Source organism: Afipia sp. Root123D2, from assembly GCF_001425835.1.
GTDB lineage: Bacteria > Pseudomonadota > Alphaproteobacteria > Rhizobiales > Xanthobacteraceae > Afipia.
This window is the reverse complement of the sequence record NZ_LMDP01000003.1, coordinates 750499-772324: the sequence shown is the minus strand read 5'-3', so window position 1 is coordinate 772324 and position 21826 is coordinate 750499. Positions and strand designations below refer to the sequence as shown.

Below are 21826 nucleotides of genomic sequence, written 5' to 3'. Positions count from 1 at the left end.
GTATGGTTGCTATGGAATCGTCCGGCTTTCGCCGGGACGACTCCATGGGTGTCTTGCTTACAAAATAAACCGGCTCAGATCCGTGTTCTTCGCCAGGTCGCCGATGTGCTTGTTCACATAGGCCGCATCGATGGTGACGGTTTGGCCGCCGAGATCGGGCGCGTGGAACGAGGTATCGTCGAGCACCCGCTCCATCACCGTCTGCAATCGCCGCGCACCGATGTTCTCGATGGTGCCGTTGACCGCCACCGCGACATCGGCCAGCGCATCGATGGCATCATCGGTGATGTCGAGCGTCACGCCTTCGGTCTGCATCAGCGCGACATACTGCTTGATCAGCGAGGCTTCCGGCTCCGTCAAAATCCGTCGCATGTCGTCGCGCGACAGCGCCTGCAGTTCGACGCGGATCGGCAGACGGCCCTGCAGTTCGGGCAGCAGATCGGACGGCTTGGCGATGTGGAACGCGCCCGAGGCGATGAACAGGATGTGGTCGGTCTTCACCGCGCCGTGCTTGGTGGACACGGTGGTGCCTTCGATCAGCGGCAGCAAATCGCGCTGCACGCCTTCGCGCGATACGTCGCCGCCCGAGCGGCCGTCGCGCACGCAGATCTTGTCGATCTCGTCGAGGAACACGATGCCGTTGTTCTCGACGACATGAATCGCTTCCTGCGTCAGCTGATCGTCGTCGAGCAGCTTGTCGGATTCCTCGTTGACGAGGATCTCATGCGAATCCACCACCGTGAGACGGCGGGTCTTGGTGCGGCCGCCCATCTTGCCGAAGATGTCGCCGATCGAGATCGCGCTCATCTGCGCGCCCGGCATGCCGGGAATCTCGAACATCGGCGAGCCGGATGACGCCTGGGTCTCGATCTCGATTTCCTTGTCGTTGAGTTCGCCGGCGCGCAGCTTGCGCCGGAACGAATCGCGGGTCGCGGGCCCCGAGCCGGGACCGACCAGCGCGTCGAGCACGCGCTCCTCGGCGGCGAGCTGCGCCTTGGCGCGGACGTCCTTGCGCTTGCGCTCGCGGGTTTGCGAAATCGCCACCTCGACCAGATCGCGGATGATCTGTTCGACATCGCGGCCGACATAGCCGACTTCGGTGAACTTGGTCGCTTCGACCTTGATGAAGGGCGCTGCCGCCAGCCGCGCCAGACGGCGCGCGATCTCGGTCTTGCCGACGCCGGTGGGCCCGATCATCAGGATATTTTTCGGCAGCACTTCTTCGCGCAGCGATCCGGTGAGTTGCAGCCGCCGCCAGCGGTTGCGCAAGGCGATGGCAACCGCGCGCTTGGCGTCGGCCTGGCCGACGATGAAGCGGTCGAGTTCGGAAACGATTTCACGGGGAGAAAAGTCGGACATGCTTCTTGATATCTCTGAGTTAGCGCCGTCGCCCTTCGAGGCTCGGGCGATGCCCTCGCGCCTCAGGGTGACGGCTTGTGCTCGCGTCGTCATCCTGAGGTGCGAGCTTTTGCGAGCCTCGAAGGATGATGACGCGCATGGCTTAATCGCTCGTCAGTGTTTCGATCGTCACGTTGCGATTGGTGTAGACGCAGATGTCGGCGGCGATGTCGAGCGAGCGGCGCACGATGGTCTCGGCGTCCTTTTCGGTGTCCTCCAGCGCGCGGGCGGCGGCCAGCGCATAATTGCCGCCGGAGCCGATCGCCATCACGCCATGCTCGGGCTCGAGTACGTCGCCGGTGCCGGTCAGCACCAGCGACACGTCCTTGTCGGCGACGATCATCATCGCTTCCAGCCGGCGCAAATAGCGGTCGGTGCGCCAGTCCTTCGCCAGTTCGACGCAGGCGCGGGTCAGTTGCCCCGGATACTGGTCGAGCTTGCTTTCCAGCCGCTCGAACAGGGTGAAGGCATCGGCCGTGGCGCCGGCAAAACCGCCGATCACGTCACCCTTGCCGAGCTTGCGGACCTTTTTGGCGTTGGATTTGATGACCGTCTGACCGATGGAGACTTGCCCGTCGCCGCCGATCACCACCCTGCCGCTCTTGCGGACTGTCAGAATCGTGGTGCCGTGCCAGATTTCCGGCTGTGATGCTTGCATAAGGGGACCTTTCGTTGCGCCAGATTTAGGGATCGGAGGCCGGGGATGCAATCGGGCCGGGCGGCCATGCGGATTTCGGTCACCATAGTGCGACGAAGGAGCGCGATTCGACCTTTCTCGCAGTAGCGAAGGCGTCATCGGCCTGTTAAAAGACCCCGACTTTCAGGCCCCGGAGAGCATTTTTCATGCGCACGGCGACGATCAAGCGCAAGACCAAGGAAACCGACGTCCAGGTGTCCGTCAATCTCGACGGCACCGGGGTGTCCGATGTCGTGACCGGCATCGGGTTTTTCGACCATATGCTCGATCTGCTGGCGCGCCATTCCCGGATCGACATCACCGTCAAGGCCGACGGCGATCTCCACGTCGATAATCACCACACCACAGAAGATGTCGGCATCGCGCTCGGCCAGGCGGTGAAGCAGGCGCTCGGCGACATGCGCGGCATCACCCGCTATGCCGGCGTACACATGCCGATGGACGAAACGCTGTCGCGGGTGGTCATCGACATTTCCGGCCGTCCGGTGCTGGTGTTCAGGGTCGAATTTCCGCGCGACAAGATCGGCGCGTTCGACACCGAGCTGGTGCGCGAGTGGTTCAACGCCTTCGCGATCAACGCCGGCGTGACGCTGCATGTCGAGACGCTGTACGGCGAGAACAGCCACCATATCGCCGAATCCTGCTTCAAGGGCCTGGCGCGTGCGTTGCGCGCCGCGGTCGCCATCGATCCGCAGGCCAAGGGCGAAGTGCCGTCGACCAAGGGACAGCTCGGCGGCTGATCCAGTCGCGCGCCGCGGAATCCGTTTCGCGACGTCGCGCGTTCATTGCTCGGGCAGAGCGTCGGAGACGAAACATGCCGGTGTACACAGTTCACGCGCCGTCGAGCTATGGCGTTGACGTCCGCGCCACGCCGGATCGTTTTGTGTTCGTTCGCGACGGATTTTACTTCTGGGCGTTTGTCGCCAGCATCGTCTGGCTGGCGTGGCACCGGCTGTGGCTGGTGCTGTTCGGCTATGTCGTGCTCACGGTCGCGGCGGAGGTTGCGATGTCGTGGTTCGGCATCGGCGCCGGCGCCCGCATGCTGATGATGCTGATTGTCGCCGCGCTGGTCGGGCTTGAGGCCGGCTCGCTGTGGCGCTGGACGCTGCGGCGGCGCAAGTGGCAGCAGCTCGACGTCGTCGTCGCCGATGACGAGGAAGCCGCTGAGCGGCGGTTTTTCGATCGCTGGCCGGCCGGCGTGAACGGCGAGCCCGGCCGCGCCACGCCATCGTCGCTGCCGCCGCTGCCGCGGGCTTCGCTCGGCGGAAACGATGTCATCGGATCCTTTCCCCAGCCGGGAGTACCGCGGTGAGCGTTGCCATTATCGATTACGGCTCCGGCAACCTGCACTCGGCGGCCAAGGCATTCGAGCGCGCCGCGCGGAGCATGGAGAATCCCGAAAAGATCGTGGTGACACGCGATCCCGAGATCGTGTTCCGCGCCGACCGCATCGTGTTGCCGGGCGTCGGTGCGTTCGCCGATTGCCGCAAGGGACTCGACGGGCTCGACGGCATGGTCGATGCGATGACCGAAGCGGTGCGCATCAAGGCCAGACCCTTCTTCGGCATCTGCGTCGGCATGCAGTTGCTGGCAACGCAGGGCAAGGAGTACGTCACGACGCCGGGGCTCGACTGGATCTCCGGCGATGTCGAGAAGATCGCGCCGCGCGACGAGAACCTGAAGATTCCGCACATGGGCTGGAACACGCTCGAACTGGTGCGCGAGCATCCGGTGCTGGAACGGCTGCCGCTTGGCGACAAGGGCCGTCATGCCTATTTCGTGCATTCGTATCAGCTCAAGGCCACCAACGAGGCCGACGTGCTGGCGCGCGCCGATTACGGCGGCCCGCTGACGGCCGTTGTCGGCCGCGACACGGTCATCGGTACGCAATTCCATCCCGAAAAAAGCCAGCGCTTCGGGCTCGCCCTGATTTCAAATTTTCTGAAGTGGAAGCCGTGATTCTTTTTCCCGCCATCGATCTGAAAAATGGCCAGTGCGTCCGCCTCGAGCAGGGCGACATGGCGCGCGCCACCGTGTTCAATCTCGATCCCGCTGCGCAGGCGGCGGCGTTCGAGCGTCAGGGCTTCGAGTATTTGCACGTTGTCGATCTCGACGGCGCCTTCGCCGGCAAGCCGATGAACGCGCAGGCGGTCGAAGGCATGTTGAAGACGGTGAAAATGCCGGTGCAGCTCGGCGGCGGTATCCGCGATCTGGCGACGCTGGAAGCGTGGCTCGCCAAGGGCGTCGCGCGCGTCATCATCGGCACCGCCGCAGTGCGCGATCCTGCATTCGTGAAGGAAGCCGCGAAGAAATTTCCCGGCCGCGTCGCGGTCGGCCTCGATGCCCGCGACGGCAAGGTCGCGGTCGAAGGCTGGGCGGAAACTTCGACGGTGACCGCGCTCGATATCGCGCAGCGGTTCGAGGATGCCGGTGTCGCCGCGATCATTTTCACCGATATCGCCCGCGACGGTCTGCTCAAGGGCCTCAATCTCGACGCGACCATCGCGCTCGCCGAGGCGATTTCGATTCCGGTGATCGCATCCGGCGGCCTCGCCTCGATCGCCGACATCAAGGCGATGCTGGAACCGCGCGCGAAAAAACTCGAAGGCGCGATCTCGGGCCGCGCGCTCTATGACGGCCGGATCGATCCGGCGGAAGCGCTCACTTTGATCTGCAACTCGCGCACGGCGGCATAGGCATCCGATGTTCAAGGTCCGCGTCATTCCCTGCCTCGATGTGAAAGACGGCCGCGTCGTCAAGGGTGTCAATTTCGTCGACCTGCGCGATGCCGGCGATCCGGTGGAAGCGGCGATCGCCTATGACGCCGCCGGCGCCGACGAACTGTGCTTTCTCGATATCGCCGCGACCCATGAGAACCGCGCCACCATGTTCGACGTGGTGCGGCGGACGGCGGAAGCCTGTTTCATGCCGCTGACGGTCGGTGGCGGCGTGCGCACCGTCGAGGACATCCGCACGCTGCTCAATTCCGGCGCCGACAAGGTCTCGATCAATTCGGCCGCGGTCAGCCGCCGCGAGTTCGTCAAGGAAGCCGCCGAGAAATTCGGCGACCAGTGCATTGTCGTCGCCATCGATGCCAAGCGGACGAAGTCCGACCGCTGGGAAATCTTCACCCATGGCGGGCGCAAGTCGACCGGCATCGACGCCATCGAATACGCCCAGGAAGTGGTGTCTCTCGGCGCCGGTGAGATCCTGCTGACCTCGATGGACCGCGACGGCACCCGCCAGGGCTTCGACATTCCGCTGACCCGCGCCATTGCCGACAGCGTCAATGTGCCGGTGATCGCGTCGGGCGGCGTCGGCAATCTCGATCATCTGGTCGCCGGGATTCGCGACGGCCACGCCACGGCGGTGCTGGCGGCCTCGATCTTCCACTTCGGCGAATTCACCATCCGCCAGGCTAAGGACCACATGGTAAGGGCCGGCCTGCCGATGCGGCTCGATCCATGACCCGGGGCGAAAACTTTAAACCTGTCAGCACTTTGCGCTCCCCGGCAGGGGTCCGGGATGTTACAAAGCCGTCATGACCCGTTTCACCATCCATGATCTTGCCGCCACCATCGACGCCCGCGCGGCGTCGGGCGGCGACGTGTCCTACACGCGCAAGCTGCTGGACAAGGGCGCCGAACATTGCGCCAAGAAATTCGGCGAGGAAGCGGTTGAGACCGTGATCGCCGCCATCGAAAACGACCGCGATCACCTGATCGCGGAAAGCGCCGATCTGGTGTTTCACTGGCTGGTATTGCTGAAGTCACGGGGCGTGACCTTGGCCGATGTCGAAGACGCGCTCGCCCGGCGCACGCAAATGTCCGGACTGGAGGAAAAAGCCGCGCGTAAGCGCGACTGACCTTGCTCCATCGTTTTGTTTGAGCGCCGCCGCGTCGGAAATCCGATCCGCTTTCCGGGTTGTGCTCCAGAAGAAAGGTTGGCTCATGGATATGCGAGCCGAACTGCAGCAGTACGATCCGTACCGGGCATTCACGCGGGCCGAGTGGGCCAAACTGCGCGAAGACACGCCGATGACGCTGACGGCCAGCGAGGTCGAGCGTCTTCATTCGATGCACGATCGTCTCGATATCAAGGAAGTCGAGGAAATCTACCTGCCGCTGTCGCGTCTTCTGTCGTTTTACGTCGCCTCGACCCAGCGGCTGTTCTTTGCCCAGCGCCGCTTTCTCGGCATTCAGGACCGCAAGATGCCGTATATCATCGGCGTCGCAGGATCGGTGGCGGTGGGGAAATCGACCACCGCGCGCGTGCTGCAGGCGTTGCTCGCCAGATGGTCGCCGATGCCGAAGGTCGATCTCGTCACCACCGACGGGTTTCTTTATCCGAACGCGGTGCTCGAACGCGAAGGCCTGATGCAGAAGAAAGGCTTTCCCGAAAGCTACGATCTGCGGGCGCTGCTCTCGTTCCTCAGCGACATCAAGGCCGGCCGCCACCCGGTGCGCGCGCCGGTCTATTCGCATTTGACCTACGACATCGTGCCCGGTGGCGGCATCGAGGTCGACCAGCCGGACATCCTGATCGTCGAAGGCCTCAACGTGCTGCAGACCGGCCGGCTGCCGAGCGACGGCAAGGCGGTGCCGTTCGTCTCCGACTTCTTCGACTTCTCGGTTTATATCGATGCCGACGAAACCATCCTGAGGGATTGGTACGTCGAGCGCTTTCTCACCTTGCGCGGCACGGCGTTCAGCGATCCGCGATCGTACTTCAACCGCTACGCCAAATTATCCGACGAGGAAGCGACCGAAACCGCGCTGTCGATCTGGAACACGATCAACCTCGTCAACCTGCGGGAGAACGTGTTGCCGACGCGGCCGCGCGCGACGCTGATCCTCGAAAAGGGCGCGAACCACGTCATCGAGAAGGTGTCGCTGCGGCGGCTGTGATTTTTATCTTTACAGATATTAGTCGTTGTCATGCCCGGGCTTGTCCCGGGCATCTCGCTGAGGTGGGCACGGTGCGTCCCTAAGCGGGATCACCGGGACAAGCCCGGTGATGACATCGAATTTTATCGCGCTATTTGTAGCCTCAGATCACGCCGCATGCCGCGTGGCGTCGGCGCCGAAGTGGCCGATATAGCGCGCGCTGATCGCCGAGACCGGCATCACGATCAGCACGTCGGTGGTGCCGAACTGGTGGTCGATCACCGCGCCGTCGCCGACGAAAGCGCCAACCCGGAGGTAACCCTTGATCAGCGGCGGCAGCTCGCGCAGCGCCGCCCTGGTGTCGATCGCATCCTTCGCCATCCGGTTCATCTCGACGCGGCGCGACGGTTGCGCTTGAGCGCGCCATTCTTCCGGCGCGCGGGCAAAGTGATGCAGGAACGACAGCGGCACTGCGAGACGATCCGGGTCGGTGCCGCTGAGGCTGGCGCAGCCGATCATCACATCGAGCCGGTGCCGCCGCACGTAACTCCATACGCCATGCCACAGCAGCTCGACGGTGCGCTTGGTGCGGTAGGGCGGCAGCACGCAGGACCGCCCGAGTTCGAGGAAACGCAGCGAAGCGTGACGCTCGATCAGGCTCGCGATGTCGAACTCGTCCTCGCTGTAGAAACCGCCGCTGGCTTCGGCGACATCCTGCCGGAGCAGGCGATAGGTGCCGACCACCGGCTGCTTGCCGCTCAGCGACGGCTTGGCGGCATGGTCGATCACCATCAGATGATCGCAGACCTTGTCGAAGGCATCCTTGTCGCGGCGCGCCAGCATGGTTGCGGCGTCGGCGATTGCGTTGCCGTCGCGATAGAACACCTTGTAGCGCAATTTCTGCGCGCGCTTGATGTCGCCGGGCTTGCTGGCGAGCCGGACTTCCAGCGGCCCGATGCGGCCGAGCGACGGCACCGGATCCGCGAAACCGTGAAACGGCTTGATGACGGAATCGCCGCGCAGCTGTGGCGCGAACCATGTGACTGCGGCGTTCGCCGCCGATCTGGCATTCTCCGGCTTGAGCAATTGCATCAGGCCGGGCTTTGAGCCAACGAAATCATCGCCGCGCATGAAAGTCCTCGCGCCGCGCGCACGAATCAGATCAGCGCGGCCTTCGCGCTTCAATAATCACGGGTGTTCAAAGCTTTTATGACATCGCGCGGCGCGCGTGTTTGCGACGTTTCGACGACGCGCGCGGCGCTTATGCGTTGGCGCGCGCCGGTGCGAAGCCCGCGAGTGCTTCGACAAGTTTGTCGCGATCGAGCGGCTTGACCAGGAAGCCGTCCATGCCGGCCTCGAAGCAGGCGTAGCGATCGTCCACCAGCGTGTTGGCAGTCAGTGCGAGAACGCGGCTGCGGCTCAGGCTGCGCTCGGCTTCATGGGCGCGAATTCGCCGCGTCGCTTCGATGCCGTCGAGTTCGGGCATCTGCACATCCATGAGAACGACATCATAGGGCGTGCCGGCGATTTCCGCGGCGAGCCACGAATCGAGCGCCTCGCGGCCGTTGATGGTGATCACCGGATGATGGCCGAGCCGGGTGAGCAGCGAGCGCATCAGCAGCGCGTTGATCTCGTTGTCCTCGGCGACCAGAATCGAAAGCCCTTCCGGTTTGGACGGCGCGATCGTGACATCGGCGGCGTCGCTGCCGATGTCGGGCACGAGCATCGTGGCTTCGGCCGTCAGCCGCGCGGCCAGCGATGCGGCGCGCAGCGGCTTGACCAGATAGCCGTTGAACGCGGCCATCGCCGACGGCTGCAGGTCGTGGCGCTCGGCCGGTGTGAACATCGCGATCCGATGGGTGGCGCACGCCAGCGCGGTGTTTCCGAGCCGCCGGACGTTCTCGCCGCCCAGCGCATGATCGGCAATCAATGCGTGCCACGCGCGCTCCGGCAGCAATGCACGCGCCACGGCGAGATCCGAGGTGGTGCAGGTCTGCGCGCCCCAGCGCTCCAGCCGGCGCGCGATCAGCGCCGTCTCGATGGTCTGCGGCGCCGCCAGCATGATCGATTTGCCGGCGAGATTGGGCGCGATGAATCTGTTGACCGCGCCGTCGGCGGATTCGGATGCCTTCAGCGGAATCGACACCTCGAAGGTCGCGCCTTCGCCGGGTGTGCTTTCCAGCGCGATGCGTCCGCCCATGCGCCGCACGATGCGCTCGCTGATGCTCAGTCCGAGGCCGGTGCCGCCATAGGTCCGCGCCGTGCTTTCATCCGCTTGTTCGAACTCGCGGAAAATCCGCGTCTGCGCTTCCGGCGCGATGCCGATGCCGGTGTCGCGGACCAGGAAGCTGATCTCGTTGGGCCAGATGCCGGGCTCGACGATCAGCGCGACGCCGCCGGTTGTGGTGAACTTGATCGCATTGCCGGCGAGGTTGAGCAGCACCTGCCGCAGCCGCGCCGCATCGCCCATCACTTCGAGCGGCAGCCGCTCGTCGACGTAAGACGCGATTTCGAGATTGCGCGCCTGCGCGCGCGGCGCCAGCAATTCGGTGATGTCCTCGATCAGCGCGCCGAGCATGAACGGCCGGTGTTCGAGGTCGATCTTGCCGGCTTCGATCTTGGAGAAATCCAGCAGCTCCTCGATCAGCGACAGCAGCGCGTCGCCGGAGGTTTTCACCGCCTTGACGTAGGTGGTCTGCTCCGGCGTCAGCGGCGTGTCGAGCAGCAGGCCGCTCATGCCGATGATGCCGTTCAGCGGCGTGCGGATTTCGTGCGAGGCCATCGCCAGGAACTTCGACTTGGCGCGATTGGCGGCGTCGGCATAGTCGCGGGCGTTGCCGAGCGCGCGTTCGGTCTCGGCGCGATCGGTGACATCGCGGCCGACGCATTGCAGTTCGGCAGGCTGGCCGGCGTCCGGGCGGATCAGGTTTTCGCGCCACGCGATCCAGCGCGGGCCGAGCGGGCTTGCGATTTTCTGGTCGTGAACCCGCGCGCCGTTCGGCTCGATCGCGGCTTCGCCCTGTTCAAGCACGTCGAGCGTGAAATCGGTTCCGGTCAGCTCGGTGCGGGATTTCTGCGCCAGCGTGCAATAGGCATCGTTGGCGAAGGTGATGCGGCCCTGCGCATCGCGCAGCACGATCAGGTCGCTCTGGGATTCGAACAGCCGCCGCGCATGCTGCTCGGCTTCTTTCAGTTCCCAGTTGCGGTCCATCAGCGATTCATTGTGCAGGGCGAGCGTGCGCATTTTCTTGCGCAGCCAGCGCATCCGCATGCTCAGCATCGCCAGCGCGACGCAGGCGACCGCGAACAGGAAACTCGCGCCGATCGCGAACGTGGTGGGGTTATAGCCCGAGTCGGGCGAACGGCTTCCGGCGAGAAAGCCGTAGGCCCCGCCGAACGTCGCCGAGAAAATCATGAAGGAGCGGATCGCGAATGCGATCCGCGGATGGTTGCGGTTGAAGCGGCGCCGCCTCGCCTTGATTCGCAAACCCCGCATCATATTCCGTCCCGACTCTGGATCATGCGAACCCACCGCTGTTTGGAAGGATGCTGCGCGGACGTTGCGAAGAACTTGAAGCGTGTTTGTCGTCGTCCGGTCGCGTGGTGTTATGGTTGACGGCAGGTTAAAGCGCGGCGGCGAGCTGGTGAGCCTGCGCCGGAGACGCGCCGACGATCAGCGCGGCCGCGTCCTCAGCCGTGAAGGTTTTGGAGTTCACGTAGACGCGATAATCCGCGCCGGGCTCGGCCGACAGATAGATCACCGGCTCGGACTGCGAAGCGGTCGACGATATGCCGATGTACCGGGTGGGACCGGCGGCCGAGCAGCCGGCGCCCTCCGCTGCGCTCGGATCTTGCGGATCGGCGTCATCGACCACGGAGAAATCCGCCAACTCGGGGCTGTCGACGATCTGCACCCGCACCGTCGCCGCCTTGGGATCGGTGGTGAAGGAGACATGCTGCTGGCTTTGCCACGGCGCGTGGGCGATCCGCACCGAGACGCTGGAGAGCTGGATGCAGGGCTGCGCGGCCGGGGCGAGTTGCCCGCCGGCCAGTCCGCCTGCGGCAATCAGGGGGAGGGCTGACACCAGGATACTGATACGCAACATGGGAACGCTACTCGGTACAGCCCGGCAACAGGCCGGGTTTATGGTTCTCAAAGCGTAAAGCGGGATCGTTACTTTCGCGTTTATGATGATGGCGTTTTCGAGCGAAGCTCTACGCCGCGCGTTTTGCGTCCTCGGCGAGCACGCGATAGGACAGCGCCTCGGCGAGATGAAGCCGGCCGATTTTGTCGGCGCCGTCGAGATCGGCGAGCGTGCGCGCCACCCGCAGCACGCGATGATAGCCGCGCGCCGACAGCCGCATGGTTTCGGCGGCGTCGCGCAACAGCGCCGCGCCCTGGGCATCGGGCTGTGCGACGTCTTCGAGCACCGACGCCGGCGCCTCGGCATTGGTGCGGATGTGCGGCAGGCCGATCGCGGCATAACGCGCGACCTGGATCGCGCGCGCGGCGGCGACACGCGCCGCCACTTCGGCCGAGCCTTCCGCCGGCGGCGGCAGGATCAGATCGGCGGCGGTCACGGCGGGCACCTCGATGCGCAGATCGATGCGGTCCATCAGCGGGCCGGAGATGCGGCCTTGATAGTCGGCGCCGCAGCGGTCGATGCGTCCGCGCTTGCAGGTGTAGCCGGGCTCAAAGGCATGGCCGCAGCGGCACGGATTCATCGCCGCCACCAGCATGAAGCGCGCCGGATAGGTGACGCGATGATTGGCGCGCGATACCGCGACCTCGCCGTTCTCGAGCGGCTGGCGCAGCGAATCCAGCACGCGCGCGTCGAACTCCGGCAGTTCATCGAGAAACAGCACGCCGTTATGGGCCAGCGAAATCTCGCCGGGCCTGGCGCGCATGCCGCCGCCGGTGAGCGCCGCCATGCTGGCGGAATGATGCGGCGCGCGGAACGGACGGCGCGCGGTCAGCGTGCCGTCCTCGATCTCGCCGGCGACTGACGCGATCATCGACACTTCGAGCAGTTCGGCCGGCGACAGCGGCGGCAGGATCGACGGCAGCCTCGCCGCGAGCATCGACTTGCCCGCGCCGGGCGAGCCGATCATGAGAAGGTGGTGTCCGCCGGCGGCGATTTCGAGCGCGCGCTTGGCGCTTTCCTGGCCCTTGATGTCGCGCAGGTCGAGCGGTACGAGAAAGCTAATATCGCGGACCAGCGCAAGAACATTTAGAGAACGAAAAGAGGCTCGCTCAGCTTCACGGCGTATAGGAGCCGGTGATCCATGGGGTCGGTCCCTCGACCCGGGCGCGCTCCAGCGGCGCGAGGGACACCGGTTCGGTGACCTGAACCACCGCCTCCCTGGGCCGCAGCCGAAGCCCGAACACGTGCGGAAACCGCATCAGTTCGATGTCGAAATCGGCGGTGCTCAGCGGCGCCATCGCGGCCGAGGCCTTCGGCGCATAGATCCGCCCCCAGAAATCGATCCCGGCGAATTGCGGCACCTGCGACAGCCGCAGATTGCCGATGCTGCCCTCGAACTTCAGCACCTCGCGGGCGCGGTCGTTCATCATGGTGACCCAGCCGTCGGTGGTGTGGCCGACATCGTTGACCATCGGGCAGGCGATGATCATCGCGTCCGGCGCGGTGCGGAACAGCTGGTCGTAAACTTCCATCTGGTGGCTGATCAGTTCGGAATAGATGAACAGGCAGACCGCGCCGTCGCCGATTGCGATCGGCATCACCAGCCGCTGCCAGAGCTGTCCGTTTTGCGATCGCGTGCCGGTGAAGCGGACGAAGGCCGGCTGCATCCGCTGCACGACCTGGCGGTAGACCGCCGCGAATTCCTTCGCCAGCGGGTTCTTGTTGGCCGACAGCAGCGTCCCGGTCCGGTTCTCGCCCGCGGCGTGCTGAATGGTCTCGCCGACATAGATGTAAATGAAATCGTCGCCGACGGGCATCATGTGCGCCGAGTTGGTGCGCAGCACGCAGTCCGATTCCTCGGTCAGCCGTTGCAGCGTCAGGCCGCCGGTCGCTTGCAACGTGCGCCACTTGGCCCACAGAAATTCCATAGCAGCAGTGGTGAGCTCGCGCGGAATCGACGTCCCGCTGAAAACCTCGATGGCCATGACTCAAAAACCTTGGGCAGTCTGAAAACGGTCGCAAAAACTATCACACCGGCTGCCGTAATATCCGGCGGCCGGAAATCCAGCGGCCAGATTGGCAGAAGGTGGTCAGCAATTGATTAAGGCGCGCGAACGCCGATAGCGTTTTCGAGCGATGCATGCCCCCGGACCCGGCCCCGAGGGCGGGTGCGGGTCGCGTGAAGACAACGCGGCAAACCGGAAAGAATCAGCGCCGCTTGGCTTCGATGGTGTCCCAGATGATCGCGGCGATGTCCGGCCCGCCGAGCTTGGCGACGGCGCGGATGCCGGTCGGCGAGGTGACGTTGATCTCGGTGAGATGGCCGTCGATCACGTCGATGCCGACGAACAGCAGTCCGCGTTCGCGCAGCGCCGAGCCGAGGCGCTTGCAGATCTCCTGCTCGCGCGGCGACAGGTCGGTCGCCTTCGCGGCGCCGCCGCGCACCATGTTCGAGCGCAAATCGTCGGGCGCGGGCACACGGTTGACCGCGCCGGCGAATTCGCCGTCGACCAGGATGATGCGCTTGTCGCCGTGCTTCACTTCGGGAAGGAAGCGCTGGATCACCCACGGCTCGCGGAAGGTGAGCGAGAACATGTCGTAGAGCGAACCGAAATTCATGTCCTTCGGCATGATGCGAAACACAGCCGCGCCGCCGTGGCCATAGAGCGGCTTCATCACCACGTCGCCATGCGCGGCGCGGAAATCGTTGATCTCGTCCTTGTCGCGCGAGATCAGCGTCGGCGGCATCAGGTCGGCGAACTCCATCACGAAAATCTTTTCCGGCGCGTCGCGCACGCTGGCCGGATCGTTGACCACCAGTGTCTTCGGATGAATACGCTCGAGCAAATGCGTCGTGGTGACGTAAGCGAGATCGAACGGCGGGTCCTGCCGCAGCAGCACCACGTCGAAGGATTCGAGATTGGTGCGAACCGCATCGCCGAGCGTGAAGTGATTGCCTTCCTCATCGCGCACGGTCAGCGGCTGCACGCGGGCGACGACCTCCTTGCCGGCCAGCGAGAGCGTCTCCGGCGTGTAGTAGGACAGCGCGTGGCCGCGCTTCTGCGCTTCCAGCAACAACGCGAAGGTGGAGTCGCCGCGAATGTTGATCCGCGCGATCGGGTCCATCTGGACGGCGACTTTCAATGTCATGGCAATGATCCGGAAGTTGGGAGGCGAGGGCTGCAATTTGCGTCAAACGATACGGTCTTGCCAGCGGCTTGTCAGCCGCCGGCGTCGAACGCTGCTTTCAGATGGCGCGGAAGATGCTTCGGCGCAATGAGAATAACGTCGAAGCGGCAATCCAGATTTGCATGATCGGGATGCGTCATCAGCCAGACTTGCGCCGCGGTGGCGATGCGCTGCTGCTGGCGCGGCGTCACCGCATAGGCCGCGTCGTCCAGTTCGCCGCGCGCTTTCACTTCGAGGAACACGAGACAGTTGCGGTGCCGCGCCACCACGTCGATCTCGCCATGCGGGGTGCGAAAGCGCCGTGCCAGAATCCGGTAGCCCTTGGCGATCAGATAGACGCAGGCCTTGCTCTCCGCCGAGATGCCGGTCTGGAACGCCGCGACGCGCTGCGGCGCTGGCGTGCGCAGCTTCGGCCGCAGCGGCGTGGCGTCGTCATTCTTCGCCATCGCCGTCTTCGTTCGAGAGCGCCAGCGCGCGGGCATAGATTTCGCGGCGCGAATGTCCGGAGACCTCGAGCGCCTGCGCCACCGCGTCCTTGACGCTGCCGCGCTTCAAGGCGGCGCGCAGCATGTCGTCGAGCGCTTCGGCGCTGATCACGCCGGCATCCTTCGGCGGCGGGCCGATCACCAGCACGAATTCGCCGCGAGTCTCCAGCGTGTCGGCCTGTTGCGCGAGTTCGGTCAGCGTCGCGCGCGAAATGGTTTCGTGCAGCTTGGTCATCTCGCGGCAGATCGCGGCGTCACGCGCGCCCATGATGTCGGCGAGATCGCGCAGCGAATTCTGCACCCGGGTGCCGGATTCGAACATCACCAGGGTGGCGTCGATCCGCGCCAGCTCGGTGATGCGGTTGCGCCGCGCGATTTCCTTCGACGGCAGGAATCCCTCGAAGAAAAAACGGTCGGTGGGCAATGCCGCGACCGACAGCGCGGTCAGCACCGAGGACGGGCCGGGCAGCGCGGTCACCGTGAACCCGGCGGCGCAGGCCTCGCGCACCAGCTTGTAGCCGGGATCGGAGATCAGCGGCGTACCGGCGTCCGACACCAGCGCGACGGAGGCTCCCTGCGCCAGCTTTTCGAGAATCTTCGGGCGCGCCGTGGTGGCGTTGTGCTCGTGATAGGGCGTCAGCGCCGCGGCGATCGCGAATCGCTCGAGCAGGCGGTGCGTGATTCGCGTGTCCTCGCAGGCGATCAGGTCGACACCGGCCAGCGTCTCGAGTGAGCGAATGGTAATGTCCCCGAGGTTGCCGATCGGCGTCGCCACCAGATACAATCCGGGGCGCGCTTTCGGGGCGCTCACCGGCTGGCCGGCGAGCGTGAAGGTGCGGGGAGCTGGGGCCGAGGGGTCGGCCGCGACGACGCGGGGCGGGGCTGTTTTGGGGCGCATGGCCTTAATCTAACGTCCCCGTGCTGTTAGGTCTTGGCCCTTGCGTCTTGGCTGTTACGTCTTGCGAACATATGGGGGAGCAAGCACCCACATTGAGATACCGTCACAGGCGCCCGACAGTGCCGTCAACCTTTTATTCTGGTTAACTAATCGCCGACAATATGCCTGAATCCCCCTCCAGATCCCCGGCACCAGATGCTCGCGGCCCAGTGGGGACCAAATCAATCGACAGAGGTGAAATGGCCGGTCCGACGTCCAAGCTCGACAGTTCTGCAACCACCCGCCGCACGGCCATGGGTCTGATTCTCGGCGCCCCGCTGCTGGCGGGCTGCGCCGGAGCCGGTGGCCCTGGCGGGCTGTTTTCGGGTGCCGAACAGCCGTCCGGCCCGCCGCAGCAGCCGACGTCGGTCGGGTCCGGCAAGGTCAAGGTCGGGCTGATCCTGCCGATGTCCGGTTCGGGCAATGCCGGGGTCGCCGGCAATTCGATGAAGAATGCCGCCGAACTGGCGCTGTCGGAATTCCGCAATCCCGACCTTCAGCTTCTGATCAAGGATGACGCCGGCACCGCGCAGGGCGCGCAACAGGGCGCCCAGCAGGCGCTCGACGAAGGCGCCGAGATCATTCTCGGGCCGCTGTTCGGCCTCGCGGTTCCACCGGTCGCGCAGCTCGCGCGCAACAAGGGCGTCTCGGTGATCGCCTACTCGACCGATTCGAGCGTGGCGGGCCGCGGCGTCTATCTGCTGAGCTTCCTGCCGGAATCCGACGTCAACCGCATCGTCGATTACGCCACCTCGACCGGCAAGCGTTCGTTTGCGGCGATGTTGCCGTCCAATGCCTATGGCAACGTGGTCGAGGCCGCGTTCAAGCAGGCGGTGGCGCGCAAGGGCGGACGGATCGTCGCGTTCGAGAAATATGGCCCCGATCGCGCGCAGATGCAGGCGCCGGCGCGCAACGTCGCGCAGGCGCTGTCCGGCGCCGACGCGCTGCTGCTCGCCGACGACGGCGACATGGTGGTGCAGGCCGCCGAGGCGCTCACCGCCAGCGGGGCGGACCTCAAGCGCGTGCAACTGCTCGGCACCGGCCTGTGGGACAATCCAAGCGTGTTCGCCAATGCGTCACTGCAGGGCGGCTTCTACGCCGCGCCCGATCCGTCGGGCTTCCGCGCCTTCACGGGGCGCTATCGCGCCAAGTACGGACAGGATCCGGTGCGCACCGCGACGCTGGCTTACGATTCGGTGGCGCTGGTCGCGGCACTGGCGCGCACCCAGGGCGGGCAGCGGTTCGCGGCGGAGGTGCTGACCAACCCGTCGGGCTTTGCCGGCATCGACGGGCTGTTTCGTTTCCGCGCCGACGGCATCAACGATCGCGGTCTCGCGGTGATGAAGGTCGCCTCCGGCGGCGGACAGATCGCATCGGCCTCGCCGAAGAGTTTCGGGGCTTAAGAGGCTCTAGCTTGCACTGAGTCGTCATGCCCGGGCTTGACCCGGGCATCCGCGTTTTAAAGACCCCGCAGCACAAAGACGTGGATGGCCGGAACAGGTCCGGCCATGACAAGTCAGCAAAAATAGCTCGCTCAGTTGGTGTGAGAGATTCGAACTTACGCCGCGAGATCGGCGACCACGGCGTCGAGCAGCGGGAAGCCGTCCTTGGTGACGCGCAGCCAGCCGCTGGCGTCGACCGTGATCGCGCCTTCGTCCTTCAGCAGCGCGATGCGGCGCGGGTCGAGCGCGCGGCCGGACAGCGCCTTGTAGCGCTGCGGGTCGATGCCTTCGGCGAGACGCAGTCCCATCAGCAAGAATTCGTCGGCGCGCTCCTCGCTGTTGAGGATGTCGTCGGCGATGACGCCATTGCCCTGCGCTTCGACACGCATCAGCCAGGTCTCGGGCCGCTTCTCGGTGGCGATGGCATGGCGCCGGCCGTCGATGTCGAGCCGGGCATGGGCGCCGGGTCCGACGCCGGCATATTGCTGGCCGCGCCAGTACACGAGATTGTGCCGGCACTCGGCGCCGGGCCGCGCGTGATTGGAAATCTCGTAGGACGGCAGGCCCTGCTGCGCGCAGACCTCCTGCGTCACGTCGTAAAGCGCGCGCGCCACCGCCTCGTCCGGCACTTTCAGTTTGCCGGCGGCGTGCAGTCCGAAGAACGGCGTCTCCGGCTCGATGGTCAGCTGATAGAGCGACAGATGTTCGGCGGCTTCCGAAATCGCGCGCTTGAGTTCGTCGGTCCACATCTGCGCGGTCTGGTCGGGCCGCGCGTAGATCAGGTCGAACGAATAACGATCGAAGATCGTGCGGGCGATCGCCACCGCATCGAGCGCTTCGCGCGCGGTGTGCAGGCGGCCCAATGCTTTCAACGAGACGTCGTCGAGCGCCTGGACGCCGAGCGACACGCGGTTGACGCCGGCGGTGCGATAGCCGCGAAACCGCGTCGCCTCGACGCTGGTCGGATTGGCTTCGAGCGTGACCTCGACATCCTTGGCGACATGCCAGTGCTGGCCGATGGCGTCGAGCACCGCGCCGACGGTCTGCGGCTGCATCAGCGACGGCGTGCCGCCGCCGAGAAAGATCGACGTCACTTCGCGGCCGGGCGCGCGCGCCGCGGTGGTCGCAATCTCGCGCGCGAAGGCGCGGGCGTAACGCTCCTCGTCGATCGGCGCGTGACGGACGTGGCTGTTGAAATCGCAATACGGGCACTTCGACAGGCAGAACGGCCAGTGCACGTAAACGCCGAAGGCTTCCTTGTGATCAATCGCGGTCAAGGCAGATCTCCGCGAGTTTCACGAAGGCTTTCGCGCGATGCGACAGGCCGAGACCGAGCGGCGGCAGCCCGTGCTTCTCGATGCTGGTCATCTCGCCGAAAGTTCGCGTGTGACCGTCCGGCAGGAACGCCGGGTCGTAGCCGAAGCCTGCGGTGCCGCGCGGCGGCCATACCAGCGTGCCGTCGACGCGCGCCTCGACCTCGTCGCAATGGCCGTCGGGCCACGCCACACACAACGCCGAGACGAAATGCGCTTTGCGCTGCGCGGGCTCTGTGGCGCCACGCTCCTGCAGCAGGCGCTCGAGCTGCTTCATCGCCGCAGCGAAATCCTTCGTCGGTCCGGCCCAGCGCGCCGAATAGATGCCGGGCTGTCCGTCGAGCGCATCGACCACCAGACCGGAATCGTCGGCGAATGCCGGCAGTTGCGCGGCGTTGGCGGCGGCGACGGCCTTGATCCGGGCGTTGGCTTCAAACGTCGTGCCGGTTTCGTCCGGTTCGGACAGATTCAGTTCGCCCGCCGAGATCGCCTCGATGCCATAGGGCGCAAGAAGTTCGCGCATCTCGACGAGCTTGCCGGGATTGTGGGTCGCGATCACGAGGCGGCCTGTGATTCGGCGGTGCGCGCTCATTGTCGAAAGCTATCCGTGATGTCCGATGATGACGAGGGCGAATTCACGCCATCGCCAGTTTCTGCAACTCGACCAGACGGCCGACGCCCTGTTTCGCCAGCGCCATCAGCGCCAGAAATTCGTCCTGCGTGAACGGCGTTTTTTCCGCGGTGCCCTGCACCTCGATGATGCGGCCGTCGCCGGTCATCACAAAGTTCGCGTCGGTCTCCGCTTCGGAATCTTCCGCGTAGTCGAGATCGAGCACCGGGGTGCCGTTGTAGATGCCGCATGAAATCGCGGCGACGTTGTCGCGCAACACCTTGTCGCTCTTAAGCATGTTGCGGGCCTTCATCCACGCGAGGCAATCGGCCAGCGCAACCCATGCGCCGGTGATCGAGGCGGTGCGGGTGCCGCCGTCGGCCTGGATCACGTCGCAGTCGACGGTGATCTGGCGTTCGCCGAGCGCCACCAGATCGACGGTGGTGCGCAGCGAGCGGCCGATCAGGCGCTGGATCTCGACGGTGCGGCCGCTCTGCTTGCCGGCCGAGGCTTCGCGGCGCATCCGCTCGTGGGTCGCGCGCGGCAACATGCCGTATTCGGCGGTGACCCAGCCGCGGCCCTGACCCTTGAGCCACGGCGGCAGCCGCTCCTCGAGAGTCGCGGTCACCAGCACATGGGTGTCGCCGAATTTCACCATGCAGGAACCTTCGGCGTATTTGACCACGCCGCGCTCGAGTGAAATGGCGCGCAGTTCGTCAGGCGCGCGACGGCTTGGCCGCATGGGGTTCCTCCGGAAAATCAGGGAAATGTCGATCTTGCGGTGCTTTTAGGGGTGGCCGGGTGCTGCGGCAAGGGCTGTCGCGGCCATTCAGGTAACCCAAATCCGCAATGCGGCTTGTCATTGGCCCGCGCGATGGACAAATTGGCCTTCTAAGGAGCAAGACTTGGCTCATCACGATCCGATCGGAAATCTGTTGACCGCAAAAGCCGGGCTCGCCCAGCTCAACGAACGCTCGCGCGATATTTTCAGGCAAATTGTCGAGAATTATCTCGCGACCGGCGAGCCGGCCGGCTCGCGCAACATCTCGCGGCTGATCACCGTGCCGCTGTCGCCGGCGTCGGTGCGCAATGTGATGTCCGATCTGGAACAGCTCGGGCTGATCTATGCGCCGCACACCTCCGCGGGCCGGTTGCCGACGGAACTTGGTTTGCGGTTTTTCGTCGATGCGCTGATGCAGGTCGGCGACCTGACCGAAGCCGAGCGGCAATCGATCCAGGCCCAGCTTGCGTCTGTCGGCAAGGCGCAGTCGGTCGAAGCGGCGTTGAGCGAAGCGCTGACGCGGCTGTCGGGATTGACGCGCGCGGCCGCCGTGGTGCTGACCGCGAAATCGAACGCGCGGCTCAAGCATATCGAATTCGTCCGCCTTGAGCCGGAGCAGGCGCTGGTGGTGCTGGTGGCCGAAGACGGTCAGGTGGAAAACCGCGTGCTGCCGTTGCCGCCCGGTGTTCCGGCATCGGCGCTGACCGAAGCCTCGAATTTTCTCAACGCGCGCATTCGCGGCCACACGCTGGCGGAAGCGCGCGACGATCTCGAAGCCGCGCTGACGCAGAGCCGGACCGAACTCGATCAGTTGACGCAGAAGGTGATCGAGGCCGGCATCGCGAGCTGGTCCGGCGGCGGCAGCGAAGACCGCCAGCTGATCGTGCGCGGTCACGCCAATCTGCTCGAGGATCTTCACGCCATGGAAGATCTCGAACGCGTGCGGCTGTTGTTCGACGATCTCGAAACCAAGAAGGGCGTCGTCGATCTGCTCGGCCGCGCCGAGCGCGCAGACGGCGTGCGCATTTTCATCGGCTCGGAAAACAAGCTGTTTTCGCTGTCGGGCTCATCGACGATCATCTCCCCCTATCGCGACGGCGCGGGGCAGATCGTCGGCGTGCTCGGCGTGATCGGGCCGACGCGGCTGAACTACGCGCGGGTGATTCCGATGGTGGATTATGCCGCGCGCATCGTCAGCCAGATGCTCGGCAAATGAGGCAGGCGGCCATCCGGCCCGAAACAGACGTCTCCGCGCTTGATTTTTCGGCTCCAAACAACGATATGCCAGCAAAGAGTTTTTCCAACATGATGGACGTAGCGTAAATGGCCGAAACCAACGGACAAAAAGACAACTTGGACAAGCCGGTGCAGGACACCGAGCCCAAGGTGTCGAAGCCCTACATCATGCCGGACGATCCCGAACCGGTCGTCGATCCGAACGAGCAACTCGTCAAGGAAGCCGCCGAGGCGAAGGACAAGATGCTGCGCACGCTGGCCGAGATGGAGAATCTCCGCAAGCGCACGCAGCGTGAAGTTGCCGATGCGCGCACCTACGGTATCGCCGGGTTTGCCCGTGACATTCTCGACATCGCCGACAATCTGCAGCGCGCGCTCGATGCCGTGCCCGCCGAGGCGAAGGCCTCCGCCGACGCCGGACTGATGGGTTTGATCGAAGGCGTCGAGCTGACCGAGCGTTCGCTGCACAACACGCTGGAGAAGAACGGCGTGCGCAAGTTCGATCCGGTCGGCGAGAAGTTCGACCCGAACCTGCAGCAGGCGATGTTTGAAATCCCCGATGCCTCGGTGCCGGCGGGAACCGTCGTGCAGGTCGTGCAAGCCGGCTACATGATCGGCGATCGGATCTTGCGTCCGGCGCTGGTGGGTGTCTCCAAGGGCGGCGCCAAGGCGCCACCGTCGCAGGACAAGACTGTCTGAGATTTTTT

At 65.0% G+C, this 21826-nt stretch carries 22 protein-coding genes and 1 pseudogene; 10 read left to right on the top strand and 13 right to left on the bottom strand.

Annotation, left to right across the window (positions count from 1 at the left end):
• Positions 1–57 precede the first annotated feature (57 nt).
• Together hslU and hslV are read right to left on the bottom strand one after the other, a co-directional pair.
• Positions 58–1359: an ATP-dependent protease ATPase subunit HslU gene (hslU, locus tag ASC80_RS18845; protein WP_056300440.1), complete on the bottom strand. Its 1302-nt coding sequence runs from the start codon at positions 1357–1359 to the stop codon at positions 58–60.
• A 142-nt stretch (positions 1360–1501) separates the two neighbouring features.
• Positions 1502–2056, bottom strand: coding sequence for an ATP-dependent protease subunit HslV (hslV, locus tag ASC80_RS18840; protein ID WP_056300437.1), 555 nt, complete (start codon positions 2054–2056; stop codon positions 1502–1504).
• Between the two features lie 185 nt (positions 2057–2241).
• On the opposite strand from hslV, the gene hisB reads away from it, so the two are divergent.
• The 7 genes from hisB to coaA all read left to right on the top strand — a co-directional run bounded on the left by hisB (position 2242) and on the right by coaA (position 7002).
• Positions 2242–2835, top strand: a complete 594-nt coding sequence (gene hisB, locus ASC80_RS18835; RefSeq protein WP_056300434.1) for an imidazoleglycerol-phosphate dehydratase HisB — start codon at positions 2242–2244, stop codon at positions 2833–2835.
• Between the two features lie 74 nt (positions 2836–2909).
• On the top strand, positions 2910–3407 hold the full coding sequence (locus tag ASC80_RS18830) for a DUF2628 domain-containing protein (RefSeq protein WP_056300432.1): 498 nt from the start codon (positions 2910–2912) through the stop codon (positions 3405–3407).
• Positions 3404–4054 carry an imidazole glycerol phosphate synthase subunit HisH gene (gene hisH / locus ASC80_RS18825; RefSeq protein WP_056300431.1) on the top strand — a complete coding sequence of 217 codons (651 nt, stop codon included), beginning with the start codon at positions 3404–3406 and terminating at the stop codon, positions 4052–4054. Before ASC80_RS18830 ends, hisH begins: the two co-directional genes overlap by 4 nt.
• Positions 4051–4791, top strand: a complete 741-nt coding sequence (gene hisA / locus ASC80_RS18820) for a 1-(5-phosphoribosyl)-5-[(5-phosphoribosylamino)methylideneamino]imidazole-4-carboxamide isomerase (protein WP_056301039.1) — start codon at positions 4051–4053, stop codon at positions 4789–4791. The genes hisH and hisA overlap by 4 nt, the downstream gene beginning before the upstream one ends.
• Before the next feature lie 7 nt (positions 4792–4798).
• Positions 4799–5563 (top strand): imidazole glycerol phosphate synthase subunit HisF, encoded by a 765-nt coding sequence (gene hisF / locus ASC80_RS18815; RefSeq protein ID WP_056300429.1) that lies wholly within the window; start codon positions 4799–4801, stop codon positions 5561–5563.
• 73 nt (positions 5564–5636) lie between these two features.
• Complete coding sequence (locus tag ASC80_RS18810) at positions 5637–5960, top strand: phosphoribosyl-ATP diphosphatase (protein WP_056300427.1); 324 nt, start codon at positions 5637–5639, stop codon at positions 5958–5960.
• 85 nt (positions 5961–6045) lie between these two features.
• Positions 6046–7002, top strand: a complete 957-nt coding sequence (coaA, locus tag ASC80_RS18805) for a type I pantothenate kinase (protein WP_056301036.1) — start codon at positions 6046–6048, stop codon at positions 7000–7002.
• A gap of 147 nt (positions 7003–7149) precedes the next feature.
• Here coaA and olsB read toward each other — a convergent pair whose 3' ends face one another.
• From olsB to rsmI, 8 genes and pseudogenes are all read right to left on the bottom strand, one after another.
• Positions 7150–8112 (bottom strand): l-ornithine N(alpha)-acyltransferase, encoded by a 963-nt coding sequence (gene olsB, locus ASC80_RS18800; protein WP_056301033.1) that lies wholly within the window; start codon positions 8110–8112, stop codon positions 7150–7152.
• A gap of 130 nt (positions 8113–8242) precedes the next feature.
• Positions 8243–10480: an ATP-binding protein gene (locus ASC80_RS18795; protein ID WP_056300425.1), complete on the bottom strand. Its 2238-nt coding sequence runs from the start codon at positions 10478–10480 to the stop codon at positions 8243–8245.
• 124 nt (positions 10481–10604) lie between these two features.
• Positions 10605–11087, bottom strand: a complete 483-nt coding sequence (locus ASC80_RS18790) for a hypothetical protein (RefSeq protein ID WP_056300423.1) — start codon at positions 11085–11087, stop codon at positions 10605–10607.
• A 109-nt stretch (positions 11088–11196) separates the two neighbouring features.
• Positions 11197–12171: pseudogene (locus tag ASC80_RS18785) on the bottom strand (YifB family Mg chelatase-like AAA ATPase); the annotation flags it as partial.
• Between the two features lie 70 nt (positions 12172–12241).
• Positions 12242–13111, bottom strand: coding sequence for a hypothetical protein (locus tag ASC80_RS18780; RefSeq protein WP_056300420.1), 870 nt, complete (start codon positions 13109–13111; stop codon positions 12242–12244).
• A gap of 223 nt (positions 13112–13334) precedes the next feature.
• Positions 13335–14276: a glutathione synthase gene (gene gshB / locus ASC80_RS18775; protein ID WP_056300417.1), complete on the bottom strand. Its 942-nt coding sequence runs from the start codon at positions 14274–14276 to the stop codon at positions 13335–13337.
• Positions 14277–14347: 71 nt separating this feature from the next.
• Positions 14348–14761: a YraN family protein gene (locus ASC80_RS18770; RefSeq protein ID WP_056300416.1), complete on the bottom strand. Its 414-nt coding sequence runs from the start codon at positions 14759–14761 to the stop codon at positions 14348–14350.
• Positions 14748–15698, bottom strand: a complete 951-nt coding sequence (gene rsmI / locus ASC80_RS18765) for a 16S rRNA (cytidine(1402)-2'-O)-methyltransferase (protein WP_056300413.1) — start codon at positions 15696–15698, stop codon at positions 14748–14750. Before rsmI ends, ASC80_RS18770 begins: the two co-directional genes overlap by 14 nt.
• A gap of 239 nt (positions 15699–15937) precedes the next feature.
• On the opposite strand from rsmI, the gene ASC80_RS18760 reads away from it, so the two are divergent.
• The gene (locus ASC80_RS18760) at positions 15938–17140 is read left to right on the top strand and encodes a penicillin-binding protein activator (protein ID WP_056300410.1); all 1203 of its coding nucleotides are present in this window, start codon (positions 15938–15940) and stop codon (positions 17138–17140) included.
• A gap of 155 nt (positions 17141–17295) precedes the next feature.
• Here the strand turns inward: ASC80_RS18760 and hemW are convergent, their stop codons facing one another.
• From hemW to rph, 3 genes are read right to left on the bottom strand one after another with little or no spacing between them, the layout of a single operon-like run.
• Positions 17296–18456, bottom strand: coding sequence for a radical SAM family heme chaperone HemW (hemW, locus tag ASC80_RS18755; protein ID WP_200941215.1), 1161 nt, complete (start codon positions 18454–18456; stop codon positions 17296–17298).
• Positions 18443–19084 carry an RdgB/HAM1 family non-canonical purine NTP pyrophosphatase gene (rdgB, locus tag ASC80_RS18750; RefSeq protein ID WP_056300408.1) on the bottom strand — a complete coding sequence of 214 codons (642 nt, stop codon included), beginning with the start codon at positions 19082–19084 and terminating at the stop codon, positions 18443–18445. Before rdgB ends, hemW begins: the two co-directional genes overlap by 14 nt.
• A gap of 43 nt (positions 19085–19127) precedes the next feature.
• Positions 19128–19844: a ribonuclease PH gene (gene rph, locus ASC80_RS18745; protein WP_056300404.1), complete on the bottom strand. Its 717-nt coding sequence runs from the start codon at positions 19842–19844 to the stop codon at positions 19128–19130.
• A 163-nt stretch (positions 19845–20007) separates the two neighbouring features.
• Between rph and hrcA the strand changes: the two genes are divergently transcribed.
• Positions 20008–21099 (top strand): heat-inducible transcriptional repressor HrcA, encoded by a 1092-nt coding sequence (gene hrcA / locus ASC80_RS18740; protein ID WP_056300400.1) that lies wholly within the window; start codon positions 20008–20010, stop codon positions 21097–21099.
• 107 nt (positions 21100–21206) lie between these two features.
• Positions 21207–21818 carry a nucleotide exchange factor GrpE gene (gene grpE, locus ASC80_RS18735; RefSeq protein ID WP_056300399.1) on the top strand — a complete coding sequence of 204 codons (612 nt, stop codon included), beginning with the start codon at positions 21207–21209 and terminating at the stop codon, positions 21816–21818.
• The last annotated feature ends 8 nt before the right edge of the window (positions 21819–21826 follow it).